17 protein-coding genes and 1 pseudogene are annotated in these 19,304 nt (G+C 63.8%); 9 read left to right on the forward strand and 9 right to left on the reverse strand.

The annotated features are described in order from the left end of the window. Positions 1–7 precede the first annotated feature (7 nt). Positions 8–619: a 2OG-Fe(II) oxygenase gene (locus EV686_RS01030; protein ID WP_132472580.1), complete on the reverse strand. Its 612-nt coding sequence runs from the start codon at positions 617–619 to the stop codon at positions 8–10. A 184-nt stretch (positions 620–803) separates the two neighbouring features. Here EV686_RS01030 and EV686_RS01035 point away from each other — a divergent pair. The 3 genes and pseudogenes from EV686_RS01035 to EV686_RS01045 all read left to right on the forward strand — a co-directional run. Beyond that, positions 804–1,198: pseudogene (locus EV686_RS01035) on the forward strand (site-specific integrase); the annotation flags it as partial. After that, positions 1,195–2,361 (forward strand): PDDEXK nuclease domain-containing protein, encoded by a 1,167-nt coding sequence (locus EV686_RS01040; RefSeq protein ID WP_132472582.1) that lies wholly within the window; start codon positions 1,195–1,197, stop codon positions 2,359–2,361. The pseudogene EV686_RS01035 and the gene EV686_RS01040, both read left to right, overlap by 4 nt. A 446-nt stretch (positions 2,362–2,807) precedes the next feature. Beyond that, on the forward strand, positions 2,808–3,605 hold the full coding sequence (locus EV686_RS01045) for a GntR family transcriptional regulator (protein ID WP_132472585.1): 798 nt from the start codon (positions 2,808–2,810) through the stop codon (positions 3,603–3,605). 34 nt (positions 3,606–3,639) lie between these two features. Here the strand turns inward: EV686_RS01045 and EV686_RS01050 are convergent, their stop codons facing one another. The 6 genes from EV686_RS01050 to EV686_RS01075 all read right to left on the reverse strand — a co-directional run bounded on the left by EV686_RS01050 (position 3,640) and on the right by EV686_RS01075 (position 9,912). Continuing rightward, positions 3,640–4,350: an enoyl-CoA hydratase/isomerase family protein gene (locus tag EV686_RS01050; RefSeq protein ID WP_165972455.1), complete on the reverse strand. Its 711-nt coding sequence runs from the start codon at positions 4,348–4,350 to the stop codon at positions 3,640–3,642. A 2-nt stretch (positions 4,351–4,352) separates the two neighbouring features. Beyond that, a complete protein-coding gene (locus EV686_RS01055) occupies positions 4,353–5,342 on the reverse strand; it encodes a Bug family tripartite tricarboxylate transporter substrate binding protein (RefSeq protein ID WP_132472589.1) in 990 nt (329 codons plus the stop codon). 58 nt (positions 5,343–5,400) lie between these two features. Continuing rightward, positions 5,401–6,267 carry an isocitrate lyase/PEP mutase family protein gene (locus EV686_RS01060; protein ID WP_132472591.1) on the reverse strand — a complete coding sequence of 289 codons (867 nt, stop codon included), beginning with the start codon at positions 6,265–6,267 and terminating at the stop codon, positions 5,401–5,403. A 235-nt stretch (positions 6,268–6,502) separates the two neighbouring features. Further along, positions 6,503–7,003, reverse strand: coding sequence for a GAF domain-containing protein (locus EV686_RS01065; protein ID WP_243650689.1), 501 nt, complete (start codon positions 7,001–7,003; stop codon positions 6,503–6,505). A gap of 21 nt (positions 7,004–7,024) precedes the next feature. Further along, positions 7,025–7,999: a Bug family tripartite tricarboxylate transporter substrate binding protein gene (locus EV686_RS01070; RefSeq protein ID WP_132472595.1), complete on the reverse strand. Its 975-nt coding sequence runs from the start codon at positions 7,997–7,999 to the stop codon at positions 7,025–7,027. A gap of 77 nt (positions 8,000–8,076) precedes the next feature. Next, entirely contained in the window at positions 8,077–9,912 is a 1,836-nt protein-coding gene (locus EV686_RS01075; protein ID WP_132472597.1) for a gamma-glutamyltransferase family protein, read from the reverse strand. A 107-nt stretch (positions 9,913–10,019) separates the two neighbouring features. Between EV686_RS01075 and EV686_RS01080 the strand changes: the two genes are divergently transcribed. Then, a complete protein-coding gene (locus tag EV686_RS01080; protein ID WP_243650690.1) occupies positions 10,020–11,021 on the forward strand; it encodes a LysR family transcriptional regulator in 1,002 nt (333 codons plus the stop codon). Between the two features lie 15 nt (positions 11,022–11,036). Here EV686_RS01080 and EV686_RS01085 read toward each other — a convergent pair whose 3' ends face one another. After that, positions 11,037–11,948 (reverse strand): hydroxymethylglutaryl-CoA lyase, encoded by a 912-nt coding sequence (locus tag EV686_RS01085; RefSeq protein ID WP_132472599.1) that lies wholly within the window; start codon positions 11,946–11,948, stop codon positions 11,037–11,039. A gap of 181 nt (positions 11,949–12,129) precedes the next feature. Beyond that, a complete protein-coding gene (gene dprA, locus EV686_RS01090; RefSeq protein ID WP_132472601.1) occupies positions 12,130–13,287 on the reverse strand; it encodes a DNA-processing protein DprA in 1,158 nt (385 codons plus the stop codon). A gap of 154 nt (positions 13,288–13,441) precedes the next feature. Between dprA and def the strand changes: the two genes are divergently transcribed. Genes def through EV686_RS01115 form a run of 5 tightly spaced genes read left to right on the forward strand, consistent with a single transcriptional unit; the run spans position 13,442 to position 19,303 of the window. Beyond that, on the forward strand, positions 13,442–13,954 hold the full coding sequence (gene def / locus EV686_RS01095) for a peptide deformylase (protein ID WP_132472603.1): 513 nt from the start codon (positions 13,442–13,444) through the stop codon (positions 13,952–13,954). 11 nt (positions 13,955–13,965) lie between these two features. Then, entirely contained in the window at positions 13,966–14,919 is a 954-nt protein-coding gene (gene fmt / locus EV686_RS01100; RefSeq protein ID WP_132472605.1) for a methionyl-tRNA formyltransferase, read from the forward strand. A gap of 27 nt (positions 14,920–14,946) precedes the next feature. Continuing rightward, positions 14,947–16,332, forward strand: a complete 1,386-nt coding sequence (gene rsmB / locus EV686_RS01105; protein ID WP_132472607.1) for a 16S rRNA (cytosine(967)-C(5))-methyltransferase RsmB — start codon at positions 14,947–14,949, stop codon at positions 16,330–16,332. A gap of 53 nt (positions 16,333–16,385) precedes the next feature. Further along, positions 16,386–16,967 (forward strand): DUF4390 domain-containing protein, encoded by a 582-nt coding sequence (locus EV686_RS01110; protein ID WP_132472609.1) that lies wholly within the window; start codon positions 16,386–16,388, stop codon positions 16,965–16,967. Next, complete coding sequence (locus EV686_RS01115) at positions 16,916–19,303, forward strand: sensor histidine kinase (protein WP_132472611.1); 2,388 nt, start codon at positions 16,916–16,918, stop codon at positions 19,301–19,303. The genes EV686_RS01110 and EV686_RS01115 overlap by 52 nt, the downstream gene beginning before the upstream one ends. Position 19,304 lies beyond the last annotated feature (1 nt).

Raw genomic sequence — 19,304 nt, forward strand, 5'->3', positions numbered from 1 at the left:
GCTTCTTTCAGAAAGGGGTGTCGTTGCGGAACCAACCGGTCAGCGACCAGCGGGTCTTGCCGCTGGGCAGGACGGCATGGGGGATGGTATCGCTGCGGAACAGGGCGATGCGGCCCATTTTCGGAATGATGCGCCTGACTTCCCTGTCCGGTTCATCGGGGTCGTAGATGCACAGCTCTCCGCCGTCGCCGGGCTGCCAGTCCTGATTCAGGTAGAGCACCATGGAAATCTTGCGAAAGCCGGTGTTCTTGTGCTGGTCGATGTGGCGGGCGTAGCCTGCGCCGGGCTCATAGCGGGCGAAGTGGCATTCCAGGTGCCGCAGCCCGAGAAAGAAGTGGCGGTTCAGGGTTTGCCGCAGCAGCGCCGCGCATTGCAGGAATTCGGCGCTGTCGGGGTAGGGCGAGGGTTCGTCGATCCAGCAGATGGTGTCGCCACGTATGGCGGCATTGTGTTGCTGTGTCGATGTGCGGCCGATGGTGGCTGCATGAAACTGGCCTTGCTGCCAGCGCTGCCGGCCTTCGGAAAGTAAACGATGTGCCAGTCCTGCTGGAATGATGTCGTCCGACATGGTCCAGCCGTCATGTTCCAGGTCCTCGAGCAGCCTATCGGGGATGTGCACGATGGGCGGGACCGGAAAGAAGGGCAACTGCGTCTACGCGAATCGAAGTCTCCGGAAGGTTCGCGAAAAATAGCTGCGCGATTTTATCGGAAAAACGGGAAATTCCGGTAGTTTTTTTGCCGCCGGGAGCAGTTTTGTCAATTACTTAGGCGAGTTCAACATATGCCGGGGCTTTCCGAAAGCTGACAGCAAGACCGGCGGCGTCTTCAAGCCCATGAGCGAGGAAGCCTACCGGCTGCTTTCCATCACGCCGCGTGGGGAAGACTGCTGCCATCGCCGCAAGATCCCATCTGACACATGATCCACGGCGAGCACTATGGGGGCTGGACACGCGTATTCAAGGCCGCTGGCGTGCCGCATGTCGGCACGTATGGCATCTGCCATCGAGCGACGACCGACATTGCCAATTCAGGCGTGCCGGCCAAGGTGGACATGATGCTCACAGGACACAAGACGGTGGCGATGTTTATGCATTATGTTCGTACCGAGGACAAGCTGGTGCGGGATGCGGCCGAACTGGTGGCGAGCCGGCGGCTGGCGATTACCGGGGCATCCTGTTCTATGGAGGCAACAGCATGACAAGGAAGATGCCTGCGGCGGCAGGGAAACGCGCCGCCTTACCGGCTGGCTATGCTGGCATCCACGGCGGCATCGTGGAACTGCTGGATGCGGCGCGCCAGGCAGCGGCGCGCAGTGTCAATGCGCTGATGACGGCCAGCTATTGGGAGATTGGCCGCCGGATCGTCGAGGCCGAGCAGAAAGGCAGACGACGGGCCGGTTACGGTGAGCAGTTGATGGCGCGGTTGTCCGCCGACCTGACGGCACGATTTGGGCGTGGGTTCGGCGTCAACAACCTGGAAAGCATGCGGCGTTTCTACCTCGCGTACCCACAGCCCCCAATTTCCCAGACACTGTCTGGGAAATTGGGAAACGAGCCGCCCGCTGAGAATTCCGAGACAGTGTCTCGGAAATTCGACCTCTCCGAACTGGCCCAGGTATTCACCCTGCCGTGGTCAGCCTATGTCCGGCTGTTGTCGGTCAAGGATGACCATGCCCGCCAGTTCTACGAGGCCGAGGCGCTGCGTGGAGGCTGGTCCGTGCGCCAGCTCGACCGGCAGATTGGAAGCCAGTTCTACGAACGCATGGCCTTGTCCAAGGACAAGGCGGCGATGTTGGTCAAGGGTTCGGTGGTCACGCCTGAGGATGCTGTCACGCCAAATGACGAGATCAAAGACCCGTATGTGCTGGAGTTCCTCGACCTCAAGGACGAGTATTCAGAATCCGATCTGGAAGCGGCCTTGATTCAGCGGCTGGAAGACTTCCTGTTGGAACTGGGTGAAGGCTTCACCTTCGTCGGGCGGCAACGTCGGTTACGCATCGACCAGACCTGGTATCGGGTCGATCTGCTGTTCTTCCATCGCAAGCTGCGCTGCCTGGTCATCATCGACCTTAAGCTGGGCAGCCTGACCCATGCCGACGTGGGACAGATGCACATGTATTGCAACTATGCCAAGGAGCACTGGGCCTACCCGGATGAGAATCCGCCGGTGGGCTTGATCCTGTGCGCTGACAAGGGCCATGCCCTGGTGCGGTATGCGCTGGATGGCTTGCCGACCAAGGTGATGGCAGCGAACTACCGGACGGTGCTGCCAGATGCCGAGTTGCTGCAAAAAGAGCTGGAGAACACGCGGCGTCTGCTCGAATCTCGCGGAATGCTGTCCCCGAAACGAGATAAGCCGTAGCCCGGATTTTCTAGATGACCGATCAATATTTTGGGTGATGTACAGGAAGTTTTCCCGACAAAAAATTACAGGACGTGCATTAGGACATCAGTGCCATCGGCGCCGACGCTTTTCCTAATCCGTGCGCTGGGTGCGGGACCTACCTCTGATGGCGCTGCAAGTGACGCTGATGGCGCCGCGCCGGCGGGTCTGATGCGACCAGTGTGGGGGGCTCACGCCCGGCGAATCCGAGCGGTATGCAAGCCGTAAGGTGGAGCGCAAGCCGAAGGCGCAGCGTGGGAGGCATTTTTTGCCGCCGGGCCGCTCCCAAGGCAAAAAGCGCCCCCTTGGGGGGCAGCAAGCCGAAGGCGCAGCGTGGGGGCATTTTTTTCCGGGGATGACATGGATTCCGCCGGGTTAAACTAGGACACCTACCTTTCGGGGGCTTGTACCGCCCGTAGCCGCTGATGACCCAACTCCCCATCAAGTCCAATGGCATCCTGCTGCATCACCAGCTGTTTACTGCCATCAAGCACCAGATCCTGAACGGGACCTTCCGCGAGGGTGAAAAGTTGCCGACGCAGGATGCATTGTGCCGGCAGTACGGCGTTTCCCGCATCACTGTGCGCCGTGCCGTCACGGAGTTGCAGAAAGAGGGCTTGATCCGCAGCGAGCAAGGCGTAGGCTCGTTCGTGCTGCCGGTCGGGCAGCGTACGACCCCCAGCGTAAACATGCCATTCGTGGAAGGCTTGCGGCGCATTGCCCAGGAAACGCGGCCCAAAGTCTTGAAGGTAGAGATGCAGCGGCCCCCCGTCGACATCGCCAAGCTGTTGCACCTTCCCCTAGACGCGCAAGCGCTGCACGTGGTTCGCATCAACCACCGGAACGATGTCCATCTGTCATACCTGGACGCCTGGATTCCGGCAAACTATGCCGGACGCATCAATCCTCGCTCGCTCTCGCGTACGCCGATCCTGGAATTGATTGCCAGCGACGACATGCCGGTAGGGCCGGTTATCCAGGAAATCACGGCTGAGGCCGCCGAACCGCATATTGCCGAAGCGCTGAGAGTGCCCGTGAACTCTCCCTTGCTGCGCATGAACCGCCTGGTACACAACGAACAGGATACGCCCATCTTCTACCAGATCTATCGGGTCTCTCCAGAACACACCCGGCTGGTCATGCAAGTGCCGGGCCAGGAAATAAGCACGCTGGCCGCTGGCTATCTGCTGCACGACGTTGTCGGGAGCACGGCGCGTTCCTGACGTCGAGGGGCGGCCGTGGCGCGTCGCCAGTTGGCTATCGGCGAAAGTGTTCCACCACAGGATAGCCCCGGACCACGTCGCCCGCCGCGCGCATGGCATCTTCGGGCAGCTTGCCCAATGTCGCGTAATACAGGCGCCTGCCCGTGGCGATCGCGGACCTGCTGCGGGCGGCCAGATCGTCGGTGAATGCCTGCACTTCCTGCCACAATCGGCCCGATGCCACCACTTTGTTGATCAGCCCCAGCTCCAGCGCTTCGGCTGCAGTCAGCAGCCGGCCGGTGTACGCCATTTCGAAGAACAGCTTCTTGGGCAGATGCGACGGCTGCGTGACGGCCGCCAGCATGGGGAAGGCGCCGAATGCGAGTTCCGGGTAGCCGAACCCGGCCTGGTCCACGGCGAATGCATAGTCGGCGGCTGCCAGGAACGTCATGCCGCCGCCGGTACAGCGGCCATTGACTGCGGCGATCACAGGCACTGCGCACTGGCGGCAGGCGGCAAGCACGTCAAAGAATCCCTTGACGAAAGCCTCCCGTCCGCCCGCCTCCGCACCGAAGTTGCCGCCTGTGCAGAACACGTCGTCACGGCCGGTCAGCACCAGGGCGCGGACATTGTCATCCTCTCCCAGGCGAGCCACCAGGTCCGCCAGCTGCTCCAGGAAAGCAGTGTCGAACATGCCTTTGGCATCCAGCCCCCGGAATTCCAGGATTGCTGCCGGACCACGGTGGACGACCATAATGGGTGACATGCCTACTCCAGAACGATTCCGTTGGCTTCGACCACCTCTGCCCATTTCTTTGCGTCGGCGTCGAAGTATTCCGCCATTGCGGCGCGGGTTCCTCCAACCACTTTCAAGCCCAGTTGCTGGAGGCGCTTGGCGACATCCGGCTGGGCCAGGACAGCCTGAAGATGTTCATTCAGATAATCCAGCACCGGTTCCGGCGTACCGGCCGGCGCCCAGATGCCGTTCCAGGGTTCCACCTCGAAGTTGGCAATGCCGCTCTCGGCGAAGGTGGGCACATCCGGCAAGGCCGGATCGCGCTGCGCGCTGGCCACTCCAAGCAGACGGAACAGTTTCTGCTGGTTCTGCGCCGCAACGCCCGGGATGAACATCATGGTAACGCGACCGCTGCCGACTTCGACCAGCGGGTCGCCCGAGCCGAACGGGATGTGCATGAGATCGACGCCAGCGCTACGCTTGAGCAGCTCTCCCGCCAGATGCGGCGAGCCGCCGATGCCCACCGAGGCAAACGTGAGTTCGCCCGGATGCGCCTTGGCATGCGCGATCAGTTCGCCGATATTCTGGAACGGCGAATCCTTCGCCACCACCAGCACGCTGGGAATGGTGCCGATGTTGATCAACGGCGCCAGGTCGCGCTTCACATCGAAGCGTATATCCTTGTAGATCGATTTGGCGATCGAGCATGTCAGGCCGCAGACCAGCAGGGTATAGCCATCGGGTTTGGCCCGGGCCACCGCCTCAGTGCCGATATTGCCGTTGGCGCCGGGCCGGTTCTCCACCAGTACCGGTACACCGATCCGCTTGGAGAGCGCTTCGGCGATCAAGCGGCCCTGGATATCGGGAGCCAGCCCCACGGCAAACGGCACCACGATGGTGATGGCGCGCTTTGGATAGTCGGCAGGCTGGGATTGCGCGGCAAACGACGACGCCAGCAGGCCGGCGGCCAGCGCAGCCGAGGCGGCATGCCGCCATTTAGCGGCGAATGAAAGTATGGACATGTCTCACTCCTAGTGTAAAAGCGGATGAATGGATAGGCGCAGTACCGGCCGGCTCTCCTCAGCCTTCCTTCGACGCGCCCAAGGTCTGCGCCCATCGGGCTTCGTCGGCCCATACCTGATCGAAGCCAATCAACTCGTGGGGGGAAATATCCAGGGCGTCGTGGTCGGAGGGTTCTCCAGCAGCCAGGCGATGCAGCGCGTTGCGCATGGCGCCCATTGCGGGAATGCCCAGGGATCCCGGGAAAATGGCCAGGGCGTATCCCATGGCATCCAGCTCCCGGGTCGTGATCTCTGGAGTCACGAAATGGCGGAAAGGCACAATATTGATCATGCATCGACGCGGGAAGGCATCGGCGAATGCGCGCATCTGGTCATAGGTTTGAATGGCATCCATGAAAACCAGGTCGGCCCCGGCACGCAAATAGGCCTCTGATCGCTTCATGGCGCTGTCGAAGCCTTCGCTGGCCAGGCTGTCGGTGCGCGCAATAATGACGAAGTCGTCGGTGCGTCTGGCTTCAGCGGCGACATGGATCTTCTGCACCATGTCCTGTGTCGGCACGACTACCTTGCCTTGCGTGTGGCCGCATTTTTTCGGTATTGCCTGATCTTCGATATGCAGGGCCGCGGCGCCTGCGGCTTCATAGCAGCGGACCGTATGCTGCACATTCAGCAGGCCCCCATAGCCCGTATCGGCATCGGCGATCACCGGCTTGCTGCTGCAGCGCACGATCATCGATAGCGCGTCCAGCATTTCGTGCAGGCCGATCAGTCCCGCGTCGGGCACTCCATAGCGCGAGCCTGCGACGAAATAGCCCGACATGTAGAGCGCCTCGAACGTCGAGCGGTCGGCTACCTTCGCCGAAAAACCGTCATAGACGCCGGGGGCGACGACCATGCGTTGAGCAATCAGATCTCGGAGGGACATACGGGATGCAGCCTTTACTTGTAATGTTGGTATGTTTATATACTAACATGATGGCAGCTGGCATCAATTGCTGGAAAACCCTAGCCCGTAAAGCTCATAAGGAGGTCGGATGCGAGCTCAGGCGGCACACGCCGGGCTCGCGGCGCAATGCCGGGAGAACAAGAAAATCCCCGGGCAAGCGTGAGATGCGTGGGTAACTGGATTGGGCAGGATCGAGCCGAAAAGGACGGCGTCGTCAACGGTCGCTTGACACCGAAAGAAAGCCCGGGGTTGCCAGCAGGCCGGCCAATTGCGCCCATTGCACCATGGAAGCGTCGACGGCTTCGGTCTGCATCAGCAGGTTCAATGTGCCAAGGCAGGTGTCGTGGGCGACGATGGGTACATTGATGACCGAGCGCAGGCCCAGGGCCTGGATGGTGGCGTGATCGTCGAATGACTCGCGAATGGCTTCAACGCCTTCGCCCACGAACAGCCGGCGCTCGTGCAGCACATGGCGCCCCCAGGCCGTACCCGCTTTCTCCTTGCTGCCGCCGACCGGGTAGGACGAAGGATCCGAGCTATAAAGCCGGGTCAGGCGCTCATTCCGGGCATCGTAACGATTTACTGTGCAGAGCGCCTGCCGCAAGACCCGTCCCACGCAGTCATCGACGGCGGCGAACAAGGCCTGCGGATTTCCCGACGCGCAGGCCAGGGCGACATCGCTTATTGCATCCAAAGGGGTACAGCGTGTTTCCATGATGTCCGGCATTTTCCCGCCTTACTCGATGCGTATGCCCAGTTCACGCACCACCTTGTCGTACTTTTCGGCATCGCGAGCCAGATCGGCGGCGAACTGCTCGGGCGAGCTTTCCAGAACCTGCACCGCCATGCCTTCCATTCTCTTGATGACTTCGGGATCCTTCAGCGCCTGATTGATCTCGGCGTTCAGACGCTTCACGATATCCGCCGGCAAGCCGGCCGGGCCGAACGCGCCGTACCAGACAGCAAGCTCGTAGCCTGGAATGGTTTCCGCGACGGTGGGAACGTCGGGCAGCGTGGGTGCGCGCTGTTCCTCGGTAACGGCCAGCAGCTTGAGCTTGTTGTCCTTGACGAAGGGCAGCGACTGCGTGCCGGCGGTGAACAAGAGCTGGGTCTGGTTGCCGACGGTATCGAGCACGGCAGGCGCGCCGCCGCGATAGGGGACGTGCAGCATCGTGATGCCGGTGGCTTTCTCGAACATGGCGGCGCTCAAGTGATTGGTCGAGCCGGGGCCCGCCGAAGCGTAGGCGATCTCGCCGGGCCGCGCCTTGGCGTAATCGATGAACTCGGCCACGCTATTGACGGGTACAGATGGGTTGATCACCATGGTGTTCGTGACCAGCGCCAGCTTGGCGATGGGGGTGAAGTCCTTGACGCCGTCGAAGGGCATGCTGGAATACAGGGCCTGGTTCATGGTGTGCGTGCTCATGGAGCCGACCAGCAGGGTATAGCCGTCGGGCTTGGCTTTCGCAACAAGGTTGGACCCGACATTGCCCGATGCGCCCGCGCGGTTCTCGACCACGAAGGGCTGGCCCAGGCTCTTGCCCAGATGCTCCGACAGGACGCGCGCGAGAATATCGGTGGATCCCCCCGCAGCCCATGGCACGATCAGGGTAACGGGCTTTTCGGGCCAGGCGGCACTGGCAGGGGTGGAAAATGCCGCGAGCAGCGCCAGGCTGGCGGCGCCTGCGATATTGCGCAGAGAGGATGACATGGTTGTCTCCTGATGGTTCTATATGAGTGACTGACGGTTGATGATATGACGCGGCGGCAACGAAAACGGCGTTGCGGTCAGCGTCCTACTGCATAGCCTTGCATGCCGCGAGGATTGGCGGCGGCGCGCAGCAGCAGGCCGCCTCCTTTGACGGTTTCACGGGTGCAGGCGCTGATCCTGCCTTCCGACCACGGGCCTCCAACAACGACTTCATGCCCGGCCTCGCTCAGCTTGGCCAGCGTTTCGGGCGGGAAACGGGATTCGGCCACGAGACGGTTGGTCTTCAGGCTGCGAGGCCAGAACGAAGCCGGATAATGCTCCACATGCCAGGAGGGCGAGTCGATCGCTTCCTGCAGGTTCATGCCCAATACCGCATGTCGGATGAAGAACGCCAGCGTCCATTGATCCTGCTGGTCGCCGCCGGGCGTGCCGAAAGCCATGTACGGCTGGCCGTCGCGCAGCGCCATGCCGGGCGACAGGGTGGTGTTCGGGCGTTTGCCGGCCTGCAAGGCGCCGGGGACATTCTCGTCCAGCCAGGTCATCTGCAAGCGGGTGTTGAGGGAAAAGCCCAATTCCGGGATCGTGGGGCTGGACGACAGCCAACCGCCCGACGGCGTGGCGGCCACCATGTTCCCGTGCCGGTCGATGACATCGAGATGGCAGGTGTCTCCGACGAAAATCTCGCGTTCCAGCCATGTGTCCACCGGCGGCAATTGCGCAAACGTGGGCTCGCCGATACCGAAGCGGACATCCGTTCCCGCCAGCGCGCGGACCGAGGTCTGCAAATCGGGCAGCAAAGGCTCCCTGCCAGACGGGCGGCCCGGACACAGATCCCGGGAGGCCTGTGCCGCCAGCGATCGGACGCGAGCCTGCGCATACTCATCGGACAATAGGGCTTCCAGCGGAACGTCGACGTGGGCGGGATCGCCGTACCAGGCCAGCCGGTCCGCCATCGCCAGCTTGGCGACTTCCGCAATGTTATGGACGAAAGCTGCCGAGTCATGCGCGTGCGCAGCGACGTCGGTGTGTTTCAGCATGGCGAGCTGTTGCAGGAACATCGGCCCCTGGGACCAGGGGCCGCACTTGGCCACGGTGTACCGGCCGTAATCCAGCATGACAGGCTCTTCGTAGCCGGCGCGCCAGTCGGCCATGTCGGACAGCCTGAGCAGGCCGCCGTTGCGCCGGCCGGTGCAGTCCAGCACAGTTTCGTTTCGATAGAAATCGTCGATGGCGCGGGCGACGAATCCCTGGTGCCACAGCGATAATGCAGCGTCGATGCGTGATTTTCGGTCCGTTCCGAGGCTTGCCGCCTCGGCGGCGATGCGCGCATAGGTCTTGCCGATCGCCGGGGTGCGGAAAAGCGAGCCCGGGCGCGGCAGGCGGCCGTCGGGCAGCCAGACGGCTGCGGATGAAGTCCACTCGCTGCGGAACAGGCCTTCGACGGCCGCGATGGCCTGCACGATGCGCGGCACTAGTGGAAAGCCATTGTTGGCATATTCGATGGCGGGCCGCAATACCTCTTCCAGCTCCCAGGTGCCGTAATCCCGCAGCATGGCGAGCCAGGCGCCGAAAGCGCCCGGCACGGTGGCCGGGAGCAGGCCCACGCCGGGTACGAGCGCCAACCCTTGCTCGCGAAAGAATGCAGGTGTTGCCAGCGCGGGGGCGGGGCCTTGCCCGCAAATGACCCGCATGCGCTTCTCGTTCTCGCTCCACAGCATGATGGGGGCTTCGCCCCCGGGGCCGTTCAAATGCGGTTCGACGATCTGCAGCACGAATCCGCCCGCCACTGCGGCATCGAATGCGTTGCCTCCGCGCTCCAGCACGCTCATGGCGACCTGTGAAGCCAGCCAATGCGTGGACGATGCCACGCCGAATGTGCCAAGTATTTCAGGTCTGGTGGTGAATGCATTCATGGCGAATCCCGCAGCAGAGGTGTCTTGAAAAGTATATCGACAGAAAATAACCTTGATTGCGAGATTTGTGATAAACCAATAACCATATGGTTATTAAGGAAGGCGGTATGAGCGAAAGCGACGACGCAAAGACGATGGCAGGCGGCCTCGAAGCCGATCCGGCCGATCGGAATGCGGATGTGACGGCAGCCGCTTTCCGCCTCATGTCGCGGCTGAAAATGCGCCACCTGTCCATGCTGAAAAACATCGAGCGGCATGGATCGCTGACGCGCGTCGCGCGGGAGACCGGAATCAGCCAGCCTGCGGTCACCAAGACCCTGGCCGAAATCGAGTCACTGTTCGGCGCTCCCTTGTTTCACCGCTCGGGACGGGGCCTGAAGCCGACCGAAATGGGCGAACTCGCCATGCTCAGGGCCAGCCATATGCTGCAGGAGCTGGATCACTGGGCGTCTGAAATGGAAGCCGTGCGCAAAGGCTACCGGGCGCGCCTGCTCATCGGCGCCGTCCCGTACGTGCCGGGTTCTTTGCTGACGCAAGCCATCATGGCGCTGCGTGAGCGTCACAATATCATTATCGTGATCCGGCAAGCCACCACCGATCACCTGGTGCAGGCCTTGTGCGACCACGAGCTGGACTGCGTCCTGGGCCGAGCCTCGGCGGTGGCCGGCCGCGACAATCTCTGGCACGAAGTGCTGTACGCGCAGCGCCCGGTGCTCGTCGGACACAGCAAGCTGCTGAAGCGCCTGGAAGGCCGCAGGCTCGACTGGCGTTCGCTGGCTTCCATGAACTGGATCCTTCCTTCTCCGGCGACGCCCATAGGCGCGAGGATTGTCGAGCTTTTCACGCAAGCGCAGGTACCCGTCCCGGTGCCCATCATCGAAACCTATTCCATCGACGTCATGCACGGTGTGCTCAGCAAGGACGAAAGCGTCATCTCGATGGTGCCGGAGGACATCGCCGTGGAGATGTCCCGGCGCGGCGGAATCGGCATCCTGCCCTGGAAGATGGATTGGGAGCTGCCGCCGCTGAGCCTGATACGCCGTGTAAGGGACGTCCCTCTGGATGCGGAAGAGAAGTTCGCCGGGATTTTGAGGGAGCTGTGCGGGTAGTTGTGTGGCGGCGGATTATGCTAGCTGCTTCCTGGCCGCCAGCGCATTCCCCGCATTGCTGCTGGCCTTGCGCCCCAGGTGCGAGGAAATCCATTGTCCGGTATCGACGACGCTGTCCAGGTCGATGCCGGTTTCTATGCCCATGCCGTGCAGCAGGTACAACACGTCCTCGGTGGCGACGTTGCCGGTGGCGCCTTTGGCGTAGGGGCAGCCGCCCAGTCCGGCGGTCGAGGCGTGGATAATGGAAATGCCGGCCTGCAGCGCCGCCAGCACGTTGGCGACACCCTGGCCATAGGTGTCGTGGAAGTGTCCGGAGAGCATGGCGGGATCCACGTGCTCCGCGACGGCGCGCATCACCCGGCCGACTTGCGTCGCGCTGGCCGCGCCGATGGTGTCGCATATGTCGATTTCCACGCAGCCCAGCGCCAGCATCCGCCTGGCCACGTTGACGGTGGATTCCACGGAAACCTCGCCCTGGTAGGGGCAGTGGAAGGCGCAACTGATGCTGCCGCGCAGGCGCAGTCCGGCGACCTTGGCCGCTTGCGCCACCGGCTCGAAGCGGGCGATGGATTCCTCGATGGAGCAATTGATATTGCGCTGGCAAAAGGCCTCGCTGGCCGAGCCGAAGATGGCCACTTCGTCGACCTTTGCGGCCTGCGCGGCTTCGAAGCCGCGCAGATTGGGCGTCAGGGCGGAGTAGATCGTGCCGGGCCTGCGGGCTATGCCCGCCATGACGTCGGCCCCGTCCGCCATTTGCGGCACCCACTTCGGCGATACGAAGGAGGCGGACTCGATGTTCTGGAAGCCCGCTTGCGACAATCGGTTCACCAGTTCGATCTTGACGTCGGTGGGGACGAAGGCGGATTCGTTCTGCAGCCCGTCGCGGGGAGCGACTTCGACGATCTTGACGGCGGTCGGCAGGGACATGGATGGCTCCGGAGGCGTGTGTTTCGCAATTCTTGCGATGATAGCGCGAACGTCGGAAAGGGAGCGTGGCCCGGCAATGGGAGGCGCGGCTCGTGTTGGAGGATGGGATCAGTGCCGGCGACGGATGGCGGGCGATAGACGGCTTGATAGCCGGGTAGCCACGCCCACCTCTTGGAGCCCGTCAGCGGCGCACGAAGCGGCCGTCGTCCTGGCGCACGATGCAGTCCTGCATCTCCAGCTCCAGCAGGTGCTGGCTGAGGGCGGCGATGTCCATGCCGGTGCGGACCAGCAAGGTATCGGTGTCCACGGGGTCGTATCCCATGGCGTCGAGTACGCGCCGGCTGTCGGGGTGTTCGGGCTCCGGCCGCGATATCTTACTCATGCGCGATGAGGCAGGCTTCGCTGGGCCCGCCGCCGGCTTCGGCCCGTCGGGGACGAGGTTTCCCAGGTCTTCCAGGATGTCGTCCGCCGACTCGACCAGCTTCGCGCCCTGGCGGATCAGCGCATGGCAGCCGCGCGACAGGGGAGAGTGGATGGATCCGGGAATGGCGAAGACCTCGCGGCCCGATTCGCCCGCCAGCCTGGCGGTGATCAGCGACCCGCTCTGGCGCGCCGCCTCTACGACCAGCACGCCCTGGCTCAGTCCGGCGACGATGCGGTTGCGCTTGGGAAAGTGATGCGGCAGCGATCGCATGCCGAGCGGAAATTCCGACACCAGGGCTCCGCAGGCGGCGATCTGGTGCGCCAGCTCGCGGTGTGAGGCGGGATACACGATGTCGATGCCGGTGCCCATGACGGCAACGGTGCGTCCGCCCGCATCTCCGGCCTGCAGCGCGCCCCGGTGTGCCGCCGCGTCGATGCCGAGCGCCAGGCCGCTGACGATGCACCAGCCCTGGCTTGCCAGGTGGCGGGCGAAGGCGCTGGCGTTGTCCGCGCCGCCGGCGGTCGGGTTGCGCGAGCCTACGATGCCCAGGGCGGGACGGTTGAGCAGCGAAACGTCGCCGTTGACGTACAGCACCAGGGGAGGATCGTGGATGTCGAGCAGTTTTTGCGGATAGGCGGGATCGGCCAGCGTCAGCAGGTGATGGCCGGGCTGTTCCAGCCAGGCGAGGGCGGCATCGATCTGTTTCTGCTGTGTTTCGTCCGGCGCCTGGCGCAGCTGGCGGGCCATGGCTTCCGGCAGCAGTCTGGACAGGGCCGGGACGGACATGGCGTAGATGTCCTGCGGCAATCCGCAGGCAGCCAGCAGGTTGCGCGCCTGCGCCGCGCCCAGATCGGGTTCTTGCGAAAGCCGCAGCCAGGCAATCAGTTCATCGGTGGACGGGACGTGATTCTGCATGTCGGAGTCGGTGTCGCTGCAAGAGCGGCGGATGGCGAATTTTCCTAGTGTGACACAGGCCGCTGTTTTCCGCGCCTTGGGGCAGGCGGAAAACGTCCCTCTTCGGGGGATTGAATTATCATAGAGGTTTGCAGACAAAAGCTGATACTTAGCCATGGCATTGCTCCCCATTCTCCGTTATCCCGATCCCAGGCTGCACAAGGTTGCCGCCCCGGTCGCCGTGGTCGACGACCGTATCCGCCAACTGGTGAGCGATATGGCCGAAACCATGTACGACGCGCCCGGCGTGGGGCTGGCTGCGACGCAGGTCGATGTGCACGAGCGCGTCATCGTGATCGATGTTTCCGAAGACGGCGACGACCTGCGCGTGCTCATCAATCCGGAAATCCTCTGGGCCAGCGAAGAGCGCCAGGTCTACGAAGAGGGCTGCCTGTCCGTGCCCGGCATCTACGACAAGGTCGAGCGCGCCGCGCAGATCCGCGCGCGAGCGCTGGACCGCGACGGCAAGTCCTACGAGTTCGAGGCCGACGGCCTGCTGGCGGTGTGCGTCCAGCACGAGATCGACCACCTGGATGGCAAGGTGTTCGTCGAGTATCTGTCGCGCCTGAAGCAGGACCGCATCCGCAACCGCCTGCGCAAGCAGGAGCGCGAGCTGAGCAAGGTCTGATGGAAGGCCGGATGCGCGTCGTTTTTGCAGGAACCCCGGAATTCGCCTCACAGGCGCTGAAAGCCATGCTCCAGGCGGGACACGAGGTGCCGCTGGTGCTGACGCAGCCGGATCGCCCGGCCGGGCGCGGCATGAAGCTGCTGCCCAGCGCCGTCAAGCAGGTGGCGCTGGATGCCGGCATCCCCGTGGCGCAGCCGCATGGCCTGAAGCTGGACGGACGCTATCCCGAAGAGGCCGCCGCCGCGCGCCAGGCGCTGCTGGACGCCAGGCCGGACGTGATGGTCGTGGCCGCCTATGGACTGATTCTGCCGCAATGGGTGCTGGACCTGCCGCGCCACGGCTGCCTCAATATCCATGCCAGCCTGCTGCCGCGCTGGCGCGGCGCGGCGCCGATCCAGCGTGCCATCGAGGCGGGCGATACGCATACCGGCATCACCATCATGCAGATGGACGCCGGCCTGGACACAGGCGACATGCTGCTGCGCAAAGAACTGGAGATCCTGCCGGACCATACGGCTGCCAGCCTGCACGACGCGCTGGCCGGCCTGGGCGCCGAGAGCATCCTGGAAACGCTGGGCGAGGTCGCGGCGGGAACCGCGCGGGCGGTTCCGCAGCCGGAGCATGGCGTGACCTACGCCGCCAAGCTGGAAAAGGCGGAAGCGCAGCTGGACTTCACGCTGCCGGCCGCTGTGCTGGAGCGGCGCATCCGCGCATTCAATCCATTCCCTGGAGCCGTCATGCCGCTGCCGGACCTGGAGCAGCCCGTGAAGGTCTGGCGGGCGCAGGTGCTGAATGGCGCTGCGGACAAGGCGCCGGGAACCGTGCTGCGCGCCGATGCTCAGGGCATCGATATTGCAACGGCGAACGGTGTGCTGCGTATCCTGGAGCTGCAGAAAGCCGGCGGCAAGCGCCAGCCGGTTGCGTCATTCGTGCAGGGCTGGAAGCCGCACGACCAGAAACCATAGAACCGCTCTCGAAACCAGCGAACCCTCGTGGCCGAACCGACCCATTCCAAGCAGATCGCCCTTTCCGACATCATCCTGGCCAGCGCGGCGCTGGTGCGGGATGTGCAGAAGGGCGGCTCCCTGTCCGATCTGATGCCCGGCGTGCCTGCCCAGTCCAGGCCGGCGGTCCAGTCCGTCACGTTCCATGTCATGCGCAGGCTGGGGCTGGCGCGCGCGCTGAAGACCGCCCTGGTGCCGCGCAAGCCGCCCGAGCCTTTGCTGGATGCGTTGCTGCTGGTTGCGCTGGCGTTGCTGGAAACGGCGACGCGCCATGGCGAGGAAGGCGGCGAGCAGCGGCATGAGATGGATCATGAGCAGGACGCGGCGCAATCGCCGCGCGGCGAGCCTGTCTACGCCGTGCACACTGTCGTGGACCAGGCCGTCAATGCGGCTGCCGGCCATCGGCGGCTGCGCAATTTCAAGGGCATGGTCAATGCCGTGCTGCGCAATTTCCTGCGCGGGCGCGAGGCGCTGCTGGCCGAGGCGCGGCAGCAGCCGGAGGCTTGCTGGAATCATCCCGAGTGGTGGGTGAATACGATCCGGAAGGCGTATCCCGGGCAATGGCGGCAAGTCCTGTCCGCATCCGATCATCCCGGTCCCATGACATTGCGCGTGAATATCCGGCGCAAGACGGTGGCGGCGTTGCAGGCGGCGCTGGCCGAGGCGGGCATCGCCTCCAGTCCGCTGGGTGCGCAGGGCCTGGTGCTCGAAACGCCGCGGCCGGTGCAGGCCATTCCGGGTTTCGAGGAGGGGTGGTGGTCCGTGCAGGATGCTTCCGCGCAGCAGGCGGCGCTGCTGCTGGCGCCGGAGCCTGGCATGCGCGTGCTGGACGCATGCGCGGCGCCCGGCGGGAAGACAGCGCATCTGCTGGAGCTCGCGGACATCCATCTGCAGGCGCTGGATGCCGATCCGGTGCGCCTGGAGCGCATTCGCCAGACCCTGGCGCGGCTGGGGCTGGATGGCGGTCATGTGAAGCTGGCCGCGGCGGATGCCGCGGACGTGGGAGCATGGTGGGATGGCGAGCCGTTCGACCTGGTCCTGGCCGACGTGCCTTGCACGGCGTCCGGCATCGTCCGGCGCCATCCCGATATACGCTGGCTGCGGCGCGAATCCGATCTGCGCAAAACCGCCGAATTGCAGCGGCGCATCGCCGATGCATTGTGGCAAACCGTCAAGCCCGGCGGCAAGCTGCTGTATGCCACATGTTCCGTCTTCCCGCAGGAGGGCGAGCAGCAGGCGCGGGCGTTCGCGCAGCGCTGGCCTGACGCCACGCGGCTGGAGGCCCCGGGACAGATTCTGCCGTTGCCGGAAGAGGGGCGACAGGCGGGCGCGTACGATGGCTTTTTCTATGCCCTGTTTGCCAAGAACGCCTGAGTCGTGAACAATGGCGCTTATCCAGCAGCCGCCCACGTATATGGATCCCCGCAATGATTTTTCGTCTTGTGCTTGCCTTGTTTCTGGCATTGACGACGACGCTGCAGCCATCGATGGCGCAAACCTTTGCGTCGGACCAGATCACGCGTATCGAGCCCGTGATACGCGATGGCTGGATCCACATCGATGCCGATATCGATTTCACGCTGAGCGATGAGTTGCGCGATGCCGCGCAGAAGGGCGTTCCCATCTATTTCACGGCCGATCTCCAGATCGTCGAGAAGCGCTGGTGGTGGTTCGACAAAACGGTCGTCGATACCCAGAGAACCTGGCGCGTGGTCTACAACGCGCTGACCCGGCAGTGGCGCATCGGCACCGGCGACCTGACCTTGCCGGAATCCTCGCTGGATGATGCGCTGTCGCTCGTGCGCGCCATCCGGGGCTGGAGCGTGGCCCCTGTGAAAGATTTCGAAGTGGATACGACGCTGTACGGTCGCCTGCGCTTGCGGCTGGATACGTCGTTGCTGGCCAGGCCTTTTCAGATTGATGCACTCAACAGCCGGGCCTGGGGCCTGGCGACACCATGGAAGAATTTCACCTTTTCGGTTTCCGCTGGAGCCTCCGATCCCTCTTGAAGTGGGGCAGGCTCGTGCTGCTGGTCGCGGGCGTGGGAAGCGCCCTGGGCCTGTTGGCGCTGCTGGTCTGGTCTACCGGAAACGCATCGCGCTATGCGCAGCAGTACGACACGCTGCTGCTGCTCAATGTCATCCTGGCCGTCACGTTCATCGTCTGGGGGCTGGTGCTGGCCGGCAAGTTGTTGCGCCAGATACGGCGGCGTCAGTTCGGCGCCAGGCTGACCGCCAGGTTCGCCTTGTCGTTCGCGCTGATCGGCGTGTTGCCGGGAGCGCTGATCTATCTGCTGTCCGTGCAGTTCATGTCCAAGTCCATCGAGTCCTGGTTCAACGTACGGGTCGACTCGGCGCTGGAGGCAGGCCTGAATCTTGGGCGCGCCGCGCTGGATTCCCAACTGGACGACGTCAACGCGCGAGCGCGCGAGATGGTGCTGCTGCTGAACAATTCCTCTGATGCCGAAGTGGGCCTGTCCATCAACCGGCTGAGGGAGAATGCGGGCGTTGCCGAAGCCATGGTCTTCTCGGGCAATGGCCGCGTCATTGCCTTCTCTTCTGCCGCCTATGGGCAGTTGATGCCGCAGATGCCGCCGCCGCATGTGCTGAATCAGTTGCGGGTGGCGCGCAAGTACTCCGCCGCCGAGACCGAAGACTGGACCGAGCCGGGGCAGCCCGACGGCGAGCCGCTGGGCTCGGGGCAGCATCTGCAGCTCAGGGTGGTCGTGCCGCTGGGCTCCGCGGATATCTTCGGATCGATGCTGAGCGCGTCGCAGCAGGAAAACCGCTGGCTGCAACTGGTGCAGCCCGTGCCGGACCAGATCGCGCGCAATGCAAACCTGGTGCAGCAGGGGTTCCGCGACTACCAGGAACTGGCCCTGTCGCGCCTGGGGCTGCGCAAGCTGTACGGCATTACGCTGACGCTGGCGCTGATTCTTGCCGTGTTCGCGGCCATCGTCGTTGCGCTGGCGTTGTCGCGGCGGCTGGTGCGGCCTTTGCTGCGGCTGGCGGCGGGCACGCAGGCGGTCGGCGTGGGCGACTACCGTCCCTTGCCGGAACTTCCCGCCAAGGACGAGATCGGCCAGCTGACGCGCTCCTTCAATGCCATGACGCGGCAGCTGGACGAGGCGCGGCATATGGTGGAGCGCAACCGGCAGCAGCTGGAGCGCTCCAATGTCTACCTGGAGTCGGTGCTCAGCCACCTGTCTGCCGGCGTGCTGGTGTTCGACGAGGGCTTCCGCATCACCATGTTCAACCAGGGGGCGCAAAGCATCCTGAATGTGGACCTGCGTTCCAGCAAGGGCAGGCCGCTGGAGACCGTGGACGGGGCGTTCGAATTGTCGCAACTGATCCGGCAGGCCTTTGCCGAGCACCGCGCCGTGGCCTCCGAAAAAGCCTACTGGCAGCAGCAGTTCGAGATCTCCCAGGGCGGAGCCACCGACAATGAGAGCAAGGCGCACATCGTGACGCTGCTGGCGCGGGGCACTCACCTGAGCGTGGACGGGCGCGGTAACGGCTATCTTGTCGTCTTCGACGATGTCAGCGAAGTCGTTTCCGCCAGCCGCGTGGTGGCGTGGGGCGAAGTGGCGCGGCGCCTGGCGCACGAGATCAAGAATCCCCTGACGCCGATCCAGTTGTCGGCAGAGCGTCTGGCCATGAAGCTGGAGGACAAGCTGGAGCCCGTCGATGCGGCATTCCTTCTGCGGTCGACCAATACCATCGTGAACCAGGTGGCGTCGCTCAAGCAGATGGTGGACGATTTCCGCGAATATGCGCGCACGCCGCCCGCCCAGATGCAGGAGGTCGACCTGAACGGGCTGATCGAGGACGTGCTGACGCTGTATGGCTGGGATCCGCACGACGGCTCGCTGCGCGGCGACGATCAGCACGTGTGCATCGATGTCAGCCTGGAAGACGGCCTGCCGCCAGTGGAAGGAGATCCAACGCAATTGCGCCAGGTCATGCATAATCTGCTTGCGAACGCGCGCGATGCGGCCAGCCAGGAGCAGGCGCTCTCGCAGGCGGTGATCTGGGTGCAGACGCGGCTCAGGCATGACGAGGCATCGGGGCGCTCGGTGGTCAGGCTGGTCGTCAGCGACAACGGGCCGGGCTTTGCCCCGCAGGTGCTGAACCGGGTGTTCGAGCCCTATGTGACGACGAAGGCCACGGGCACGGGCCTGGGATTGGCCATCGTGAAGAAGATAGTGGAAGAACACGGCGGACGCATCGATGTGTCCAACCGTAAGGATGGGGGAGCGCGCATTTCCATTCTGTTTGCTAAGCTTGCGGAACCGCAGTCAGTGCTGGACGACGGCGCGCAACGCAACGATAATGCGGAAAAATGAT

Origin of the sequence: Paracandidimonas soli (assembly GCF_004342005.1) — a bacterium.
GTDB classification, from domain to species: Bacteria; Pseudomonadota; Gammaproteobacteria; order Burkholderiales; family Burkholderiaceae_B; genus Paracandidimonas; species Paracandidimonas soli.